Origin of the sequence: Roseomonas chloroacetimidivorans (genome assembly GCF_049629625.1) — a bacterium.
GTDB classification, from domain to species: domain Bacteria; phylum Pseudomonadota; class Alphaproteobacteria; order Acetobacterales; family Acetobacteraceae; genus Roseomonas; species Roseomonas chloroacetimidivorans.
Window position 1 is genome coordinate 1 of record NZ_JBNBZS010000147.1, and the last position, 7864, is coordinate 7864.

Annotated in this window: 8 protein-coding genes; 5 read left to right on the forward strand and 3 right to left on the reverse strand. The window is 65.4% G+C overall.

The annotated features are described in order from the left end of the window. The first annotated feature begins 491 nt into the window (after positions 1-491). Positions 492-929, forward strand: coding sequence for a methyltransferase family protein (locus ACO1BU_RS34895; protein ID WP_424140503.1), 438 nt, complete (start codon positions 492-494; stop codon positions 927-929). Positions 930-997: 68 nt separating this feature from the next. Continuing rightward, entirely contained in the window at positions 998-3238 is a 2241-nt protein-coding gene (locus tag ACO1BU_RS34900) for a putative bifunctional diguanylate cyclase/phosphodiesterase (protein ID WP_424140504.1), read from the forward strand. A gap of 27 nt (positions 3239-3265) precedes the next feature. Here ACO1BU_RS34900 and ACO1BU_RS34905 read toward each other — a convergent pair whose 3' ends face one another. Beyond that, positions 3266-3940, reverse strand: coding sequence for an OmpW/AlkL family protein (locus ACO1BU_RS34905; RefSeq protein WP_424140505.1), 675 nt, complete (start codon positions 3938-3940; stop codon positions 3266-3268). Positions 3941-4091: 151 nt separating this feature from the next. Beyond that, complete coding sequence (locus ACO1BU_RS34910) at positions 4092-4889, reverse strand: N-acyl amino acid synthase FeeM domain-containing protein (RefSeq protein WP_424140506.1); 798 nt, start codon at positions 4887-4889, stop codon at positions 4092-4094. Positions 4890-5196: 307 nt separating this feature from the next. On the opposite strand from ACO1BU_RS34910, the gene ACO1BU_RS34915 reads away from it, so the two are divergent. The 3 genes from ACO1BU_RS34915 to ACO1BU_RS34925 all read left to right on the forward strand — a co-directional run bounded on the left by ACO1BU_RS34915 (position 5197) and on the right by ACO1BU_RS34925 (position 7672). Then, entirely contained in the window at positions 5197-5418 is a 222-nt protein-coding gene (locus ACO1BU_RS34915; protein ID WP_424140507.1) for a hypothetical protein, read from the forward strand. Positions 5419-5711: 293 nt separating this feature from the next. Then, positions 5712-6623: a transposase gene (locus ACO1BU_RS34920; protein WP_424140508.1), complete on the forward strand. Its 912-nt coding sequence runs from the start codon at positions 5712-5714 to the stop codon at positions 6621-6623. A gap of 788 nt (positions 6624-7411) precedes the next feature. After that, positions 7412-7672 (forward strand): hypothetical protein, encoded by a 261-nt coding sequence (locus ACO1BU_RS34925; RefSeq protein WP_424140509.1) that lies wholly within the window; start codon positions 7412-7414, stop codon positions 7670-7672. Here ACO1BU_RS34925 and ACO1BU_RS34930 read toward each other — a convergent pair. After that, on the reverse strand, positions 7662-7864 hold a 203-nt coding region (locus ACO1BU_RS34930; RefSeq protein WP_424139547.1), incomplete at its 5' end, for a transposase. The genes ACO1BU_RS34925 and ACO1BU_RS34930 overlap by 11 nt on opposite strands.

The following is a 7864-nucleotide window of genomic DNA, read 5'->3' on the forward strand; positions in this document are numbered from 1 at the left end:
CCGTACGGTCCGGCCGCTCAGCGACCTCGGCCGATCCGCAGCCCACGCACTCCATCTCAGGCTCCCTGCCACACACCCCAGCCGGCAAGAAGCCTACCCACACCCGCCCCACCTCGCCAATCCGGGCTTCCCCGGCGCGAGAGCTGACAGATCCGCCAATCCGGGCCTCCCCGGCGCGAGAGCTGACAGATCCGCCAATCCGGGCATCCCTGGCGCGAGAGCTGACAGAACCCTCCTAACCGACGGTGAAGAACCCGATCTTGCTGCCGAGCGTTATATCGCTCGTTCGGGTATCATCCATTGATTGAACAATCGACAAAATTTCGCGTAATGGCTGTGGCCGTAGAGGGCCGCTGAGGCTCTGGACGGAACTTGGAAGCGAACGCGTCATGTTGACAGCCCTCACGATCTTCGCGGCCCTAACAACCTTCGGATCGTTCGCCTGGGGACTGAAACACCACTTTCGAGTCGAAGGCGGAATGCCATCCCGGATGACCCGCCTTTCCGCATGCAGCACCGCCGCCTTCCTTCTCTTTGTAGGGCTTCTCCTCCTATCGGGCGTGGAGGCAACGGCAGGCATCGCTGCGATCGCGCTGTTCCTGGCCGGCGGGATCCTGTTCTGGTGGGCCGTTCGGACGACGAGGGCCCGGCCGCCGGCCATCGCCCACACCGACAACATCCCAACCATGATCCATGCCGGCGGGCCCTATGTCTATGTCCGGCATCCCTTCTACCTGGCCTACAGCCTCGGTTGGCTCGGCACCGCCATCGCCGGCGGCCCGATCCAGTGGATCCCCGCGATCCTCATTATCGGCTGGTACTACAGGACCGCCCATGAGGAGGAGGAGCACTTCGCTGCCTCGGAGCTGGCAGCGGAGTACGCGCAGTACCGGGAGAAGACTGGTCTGATCCTGCCGCGCGTGCTCTGATGAGGTCTTCCGGGATGCGTAAGCCTGTGACCTGGATCCGGGGTATTGTCGGCAGGATCCGGGACGCGATGAGCGTCCGGCTGCCCAGGAACGAGCAGGAAGCGGCGGTCATGCGCGACCAGTGCAACCTGCTCTTTCTACTCTGCATGCTCTTTCCGGCCGCTGGCAGCCTCAACGTGGTCGTTAACTCGCTCGCATTCGGCGTATCCGACGAGCCGTTCATGATGGCGATGGTCGCGACCGTCCTCCTGCTCTATGCGGCCATCATGAGGGCCGCCCTGTGCTGGAAGCGGGCGAAGGACGATCACCGGTTCCTCCGGCACGCCCAGATCCTCTACACCTGTCTGGGCTTCGCATGGGGGACGACCATCCTCCTCTTCGCGATGAACGGCCGCCCGGACCAGACCGTCCTCCTGCTGGGCCTCGCCTCGGGCGTCGTATCGACGCCCATCATCAGCGTTCCTATGGCCGTCGCCTTCGGCTTCTTCATCCCCAACGCCGTGCTCTCCATCTACGCGGTCGGCTTCGCCATGCCCCATGCCGACGTCTTCTCGGCGACGGCCTTCATCTCCTTCTGCGCCTATGCCACAATCGGCATCTTCTTCACCAACATCACCTTCAGCGGCCGCTCCGAAGCCCGCGCCGCCCTGCAGCGGGAGATCGAGACCGTCAACGTATTCCTGCGCGAATACGAGCAGGGCTCCCCCGACTGGCTCTGGCAGACCGATCAGGACGGGCGGATCACCGAGGCCACGCCCCGGATGGCCGAAGCCATCGGGCTGACGCCGGCCTCGGCGAATGGCCGGATGCTGGCCGAGCTCGTCTCCACCGTGCGTGAAGGAGACCAGGCGGAGGACAGCCCCCACCAGGATCTGACCGCCTGCTTCCGGGAACGTCAGGCCTTCCGCGAACTGCTCGTCCACCACGAGGGCGCGCATGGCATCCGCTGGTTCCGGCTCACCGGGCATCCGATCTTCGACGACCGCGGCAGCACCGCCGGATTCAGAGGCATCGGCCGCGACGTCACGGCCAGCCACGAAGCCAGCAAGAAGGTCAACTTCCTGGCCACGCACGACAGCCTGACCGGACTGCTCAACCGGCGCTCCTTCGTCGAGGCCGTCAGAACGCTCTGCGAGGAGAAGCGCTCCTTCGCCCTCATCCTCATCGACCTCGACAACTTCAAGGGCATCAATGACACCTACGGGCATCAGACCGGCGACCGGCTGCTCCAGGGCATCGCTGGCCGGATCCACCAGTCCATCCGGCCGCAGGACATCAGCGCGCGGCTGGGCGGCGACGAGTTCGCCGCGCTGATCGCGGGCGCGGACGGAGAGGAAGGCCTCGCGGTGGCCCAGAGGCTGGCGCTTCAGCTGGGCGAGAGCTTCGTGGCCGACAGTACCACCATCCATCCGGGCGCCAGCATCGGCGTCAGCGCCTGCCCGCATGACGCACAGGACCCGCACCGGCTGATGATGCTGGCCGATCTCGCCCTCTACAAGGCCAAGGAACAGGGCAAGGCCTGCCTGTTCGACCGCTGGATCGAGGAGGAGCACCACAGCCTGGTCAGCCTGGAGGCCGAGCTGGGCGAGGCCATCCGGAAGGGCCAGATCGGCCTCCTCTACCAGCCGATCGTCGACCTCAAGTCCCATCGCATCGTCTCAGCCGAGGCGCTGGTCCGTTGGAACCATCCCAGCCGCGGCTGCATCATGCCCAGCGAGTTCATTGGAACGGCCGAACGCTCCGACCTGATGGAGGAGCTCGGCCGGGTGATCCTCCAGATCGCCTGCCGGGACGCCGTCGGCTGGCCGTCCCCCATCCAGGTCAACGTTAACCTCTCGCCCCGGCAGTTGCGTTCGGGCCGCTTCCCCCAGATCCTCGCGCAGACGCTGGAGGAGAGCGGGCTGCCTCCGGAGCGCCTTGGTATCGAGATCACCGAGAACGTCCTGCTCGACCAGGACGACAGGACCTTGCGCCAGCTCGACACCATCCGGGAACTCGGCGTGAAGCTCGTCCTGGACGACTTCGGCACGGGCTACTCGTCACTCACCTACCTCCACGAGGTGGAGGTGGACGGCATCAAGATCGACGCCGCCTTCACCCGCAAGCTGCCGGAAAGGAAGGTCGCGGTGATCTACCGGATGATCGCGCGCCTCGCCATGGACCTGAATATCTACGTGGTCGCCGAAGGCGTGGAGGAACCAAGCCAGATGGAATGGCTCAACCAGAACGGCATCCGCTTCGCCCAGGGTTACCTGCTGGGGCGGCCCTCGCCCTCGCCGCCCACCAACCGGGTCGAGTACCTGGCCTGACGGGCTGCTCCCTTTAGAATGCTCCCTTTAGAATCTGTAGGACAGGCCCAGCGTCACAGAGACCGGATCGGGATCGATGCTGACCCTCACCGGGGCGCCGCCCGCCACGCCCTTGGCGTCGAAGGACAGCCACGTCTTGCGGGCATCCACAAAGGCCGAGAGGCTGCTGGTGAGGTGGACCTGGCCGCCGACCTGCACATAGGGGCCGGCATTGTCCGCGACATGCAGCTCCGACATCGAGCCCCCGTGAGTCCTGAAAATCGCAGTGTAGTTCAGGCCCGCCCCCACGAAGGGCTCGAACCGGCCCAGGGTGAAGGGATGATACTGGACCCCGAGCATCACCGAGCCATAGGTCACCTTTCGTAGCACCCCCTGATCCGCGAAGTCGCCGCGCCCATGGAGCGCGACCGTCGGGGGCAGGCCGCCCAGCACCGACACGCTCCAGTCGGGCGCGAAGCGCCAGCCCAGCTCCAGTGCCGCGAAGGACACGTCGCCGAGCGCCACGCGCGCCCGGTTCAGCGATTGGCCCGCCACCGCCGCGCGACCCGTCGTGCGATAAGACGCCAAGCCATAGCCCAGGCGGACGAAGAAGGGCTGCTCCACCTCCGGGTTCTCTTGGGCAAGGCCCGGGCGCGGCGTGGCGACAGCAGCCACGAGAAAGGTGGCGCCGAAGAGGCAGGGCAGGCGGACACTGGACGGCACGACTGGCATCCCGAACAAATCGGGCGGGTTGTGTCACACGCGGTGCGTGCATGGGAACCCGCAATCAGGCGCAAAACGTGCGGCAAGCCGCCCGGCCCGAACGCGCCGGAGTTGGGCGGGGCCGTTTCCGGCAGGGATCGGCCCCTCCGGTTCAGCGGGTGAGGAAGAGCCGCACCGGCTCGCCCTTGTAGAAGCCCTCGAGATTGTGCGTGGAGTCCGTCATCGGATCCATCATCGGCACCTTCGCGCGGATCTGGTCGTAGCGCTGCCGGTCGCTGGCCATGAGCAGCATCTTGCAGCTGAGCCCGGGATAGGGCCGCAGTTCGGAGCTGACCGAGTAGCCCAGGCGCTTGTAGAACGGCGCGTGGTTCGACCGGACGCAGGCCAGGAAAATCTGCGTATGGTGGCAGAGCGCGATGTAGCCGGCGATCCTATACAGCAGGAAAACCAGCCCCTGGTTGTTCTCGGCTTCGGGGCTGCGGACGAGCCGCGTCACCTCGATGGCGCGGCCGGCGAAGGCGTCGTTCGGATTGGCGTTTAGGAGCGCGCTCACCTCCTCGGGGAAGGTGTCCATGGCGGGCGAGGTGTAGTCTGTCCCGCGTTCAAGGAGACAGACGCGGACGGATGCGACGGGGACTTCGTTGTCATAGAGCACGACCGTATCGGCATTAAACAGGTCGTCGTAATGGTCGCGGAACATGCCCGACGGGTCTTCCCCAATGAAGCCACCCGCCAAGTAGCTGCGGTAGCGCAGCCGGTAGGCATCCTCCCAAACCTTCGCCGAAGTTGCCAAGCGCGCAGCGTAGCAAGCGCCCCGCGGCGACGTGCCGGGCACGACACGTCGTTGGCGCGGCGCGGCCGGCTGGGCAAGGTCGCTCCGGGATGACTCTGCCGAAGTCGGCAGGTTCATGGTCAAGGGCTTGGTGGTCGGGTCGTCGCGGTGAAGCATGGGGGTTCTCCTGTCTGGGCTTTTGCCCTGGGGAGAGGGTAGCTACCGTGCTAAGTCGAAGCATCACCACGCTTGTTTCCTGGCCGAACCATGCCTAGCCGCGGCTCTCCGGCCTGTACTTGCACTTCCGGCTGGAAGACTGCATCGCTGTGGGACAACAACTCTGGAGATGCAGGCTCCGGTCGCGTGATCTCCCGTGTAATTTCCGCGCGTGCATGAAGTCGGCACAGGGTGCAAGGAAGCGACTCGGCCGCACCGTGCGGGCGCGCCCGGTGGAGTGAGCCTTGCCCGGAGGGGGACAGAAGCGATGTTCGAGGCCGTCAAAAGCGTCGCGGACTATCACACCCTGGACGAGGCGGACGTTCTGATCGGCTATATGGACGGGGTGGCTGGCCTGGTCGGCGCGAAGGACATGACGCGGTCTTACTGGCATGGCTGGCGCAACGGCGTCGTGGATGCCGGCTTTATCGAGCCTGATGAAGCCCAACTGCAGATCGAGGCGGAGTTCGCGACGCTGGCGGAGCGCTGATGGTCCTGTCGGATCTGTCAGTTCTCGCGCCACGGATACCCGGATTGGCGAGTCCGGGTAGGTGTGGATAGCCTCCTGACGGGCAGAAGGGGGCTGTGGGCCTGAGATGCAGTGCGTGGACTGCGGTTCGGCCGAGGTGACTGAGCGGCGGGACCGTACGGCCCAGGGCTACCGGCGCTTCCGGTGCCGCGGTTGGAGCTATGGCCGAAACTGGATGATGGCGATGTGAGAGAGGCGGCGTATCGAGGTGGGTGGAAGCCTGCCTGAACCTCCCGAAGGAGCGATACGCCGAGATGAGCGATACCACTGTTGTCCCCCTGCGTCAGCCGGAGACGGTCGAGGACCCGCTGACGGCGGTGCTGAGGAGCGGCGCCCGCCGGCTGCTGGCCCAGGCCATTGAGGCCGAGGCGGAGGCCTTCCTGGCCGAGATGAAGGGGGAACGGCTGCCGGACGGGCGTGAGCGCCTGGTGCGACACGGGCATGGCCCGGAGCGTCTGGTCCAGACCGGGATTGGCCCGGTGGCGGTGCAGCGGGTCATGCTGCGCGACCGCGGTGCTGGCGAGGAGGCAGGTGGGGAGCGGATCCGCTTCACCTCGGCCCTTCTGCCGCGCTGGGCACGGCGGACGCGGAGCCTGGATGCCCTGCTGCCGATCCTCTACCTGCGCAGGGTCTCGATGGGCGACTTCGGGGAGGCGCTGGAGGAGGTCTCGCCGGCGACCCGGCATCAACGGTGCTGGGTGCACAAGACCGCCAACGTGTTGGACAAGCTACCCCGATCCGTCCAGCCGGCAGCCAAGGCCGACCTGCGCGAGATCTGGCAGGCGCCGGACCGCGACACGGCCGAGACGGCGATCACCACCTTCGCCGGGAAGTACGGGGCCAAGTACGAGAGAGCCGTCACCTGCCTGGTGAAGGACCGGGACGCGCTACTCAGCTTCTACGACTTCCCCGCCGAGCACTGGGACCACCTCCGCACCTCGAACCCCATCGAGAGCGTGTTCGCCACGGTGCGCCACCGGACCGTCCGAACCAGGGGCGCCCTGTCCCAGGACACCGCCCGGCTGATGGTCTTCAAGCTCGTCATGGCCGCGGCCAAGACCTGGCGCTGGCTGAAGGGCGAGAACCAGTTGCCCAAGCTCATCCAGGGCGTCACATTCAAGAACAGCGTCGAGGTCACCAACACGCCAGCGCAGAACGCCGCCTGATCACCGCGTCACCCAAGTTCCCGCATAGCTCCGGCGGGGGTTCGGAACTACTCTCTTGGAAGAGGTCCTGCCTTATCAGCTCGACGCAACGGTCCACCTAGAGTTCACGCCCGATGGGGTGCGCTGCACGATCACGCTGTCTATTGATGCGGCGCGACAGCAGCTCAACCCGCGTAAATAACGGCCCGTGTGACCAAATCGCCGTCCGGCGGGCAGAGGGGCTGAGGTGCCTTTCGGGTGAATAGGACGCTTTGAAAAAGAAAGGCCGCTCCCGAAGGAGCGGCCGAGTTTAGGGAGGAAACGCCAGTCACACGGCGGAAGGGGAAAACCCCTTCCTCGGGAGCGATGATGCGAGGCTTCGGGCCATCTCGACACATTTTTGTGCAGCGCAGCGAGAGAAATCGGCGCCGCCAACAGGGGCTTTGCTGCACTTACGAGCACAGTTGACTACGGCGCGATCAGATGGACCAGCCACTAGGCCATTGGTGCAACGGTGCGCAATACACCTTGCAAGGTCACCAGCCGCCGAGGTGGAGTTTATTGCGGAGAACTGCGGTGGAGCTGGCTGTCAGCTTCCGCGCCGTCCGGCTTCTTGCGCCACGCGCGCCATTCTCAGAACGGCGTGAGCTGAACCCCTGCCCCCTTCCGCTGCGGTGCAGCATGACGTCAATGAGGCATTGCTTAGGCCGGGAGAGATTATGAGACAGCCACTCGTCTTCGCTGCGCTGCTGACGCTTGCCAGCTGCGGCTATGACGATTCACGGATGGCCCACCAGGCGTAGATCAACATGACGGGGATGACCGCGGCGGATCTGCAATCCTGTGCGGGCGTTCCGGACAAGACCAAGAAGATCGACGATCACACAGAGGTATTCAGCTACAATCTCAAGAACGATGCGGCTGGCGGCGTCCAGATTACCCTTCCAGTCATCGGCGGTGGCTACACGGTCGGCAGTAGCGGGTCGACCTGCAACGCGAACTTCCGGATCGTCGGCAACAAGGTCGCTAGCCTCTTCTACAGCGGTAATACCAACCGCCTCAGACTTTGACCTGTGCCCAGGAGCGGCGCGTGATGGAGGCGATCTGCTCGGGCGTGCGCATGAGCGTGGACCAAGCGTGGCAACAGGCGTCGACGATGGCGTCGTAGCTTTCCCACACGCGGTGGCTGAGCAGGTTCTGGCGCAGGAACTCCCAGACGTTCTCCACTGGGTTCAGTTCTGGTGCATAGCGAGGCAGCGGCA

Excerpts from the sequence above, each read along its gene's own strand:
- ACO1BU_RS34895 (WP_424140503.1), top strand. The coding sequence starts at position 492 with ATGACCCGCCTTTCCGCATGCAGCACCGCCGCCTTCCTTCTCTTTGTA.
- ACO1BU_RS34900 (WP_424140504.1), top strand. The coding sequence starts at position 998 with ATGAGCGTCCGGCTGCCCAGGAACGAGCAGGAAGCGGCGGTCATGCGC.
- ACO1BU_RS34910 (WP_424140506.1), bottom strand. The coding sequence starts at position 4,889 with ATGCTTCACCGCGACGACCCGACCACCAAGCCCTTGACCATGAACCTG.
- ACO1BU_RS34915 (WP_424140507.1), top strand. The coding sequence starts at position 5,197 with ATGTTCGAGGCCGTCAAAAGCGTCGCGGACTATCACACCCTGGACGAG.
- ACO1BU_RS34920 (WP_424140508.1), top strand. The coding sequence starts at position 5,712 with ATGAGCGATACCACTGTTGTCCCCCTGCGTCAGCCGGAGACGGTCGAG.
- ACO1BU_RS34925 (WP_424140509.1), top strand. The coding sequence starts at position 7,412 with ATGACGGGGATGACCGCGGCGGATCTGCAATCCTGTGCGGGCGTTCCG.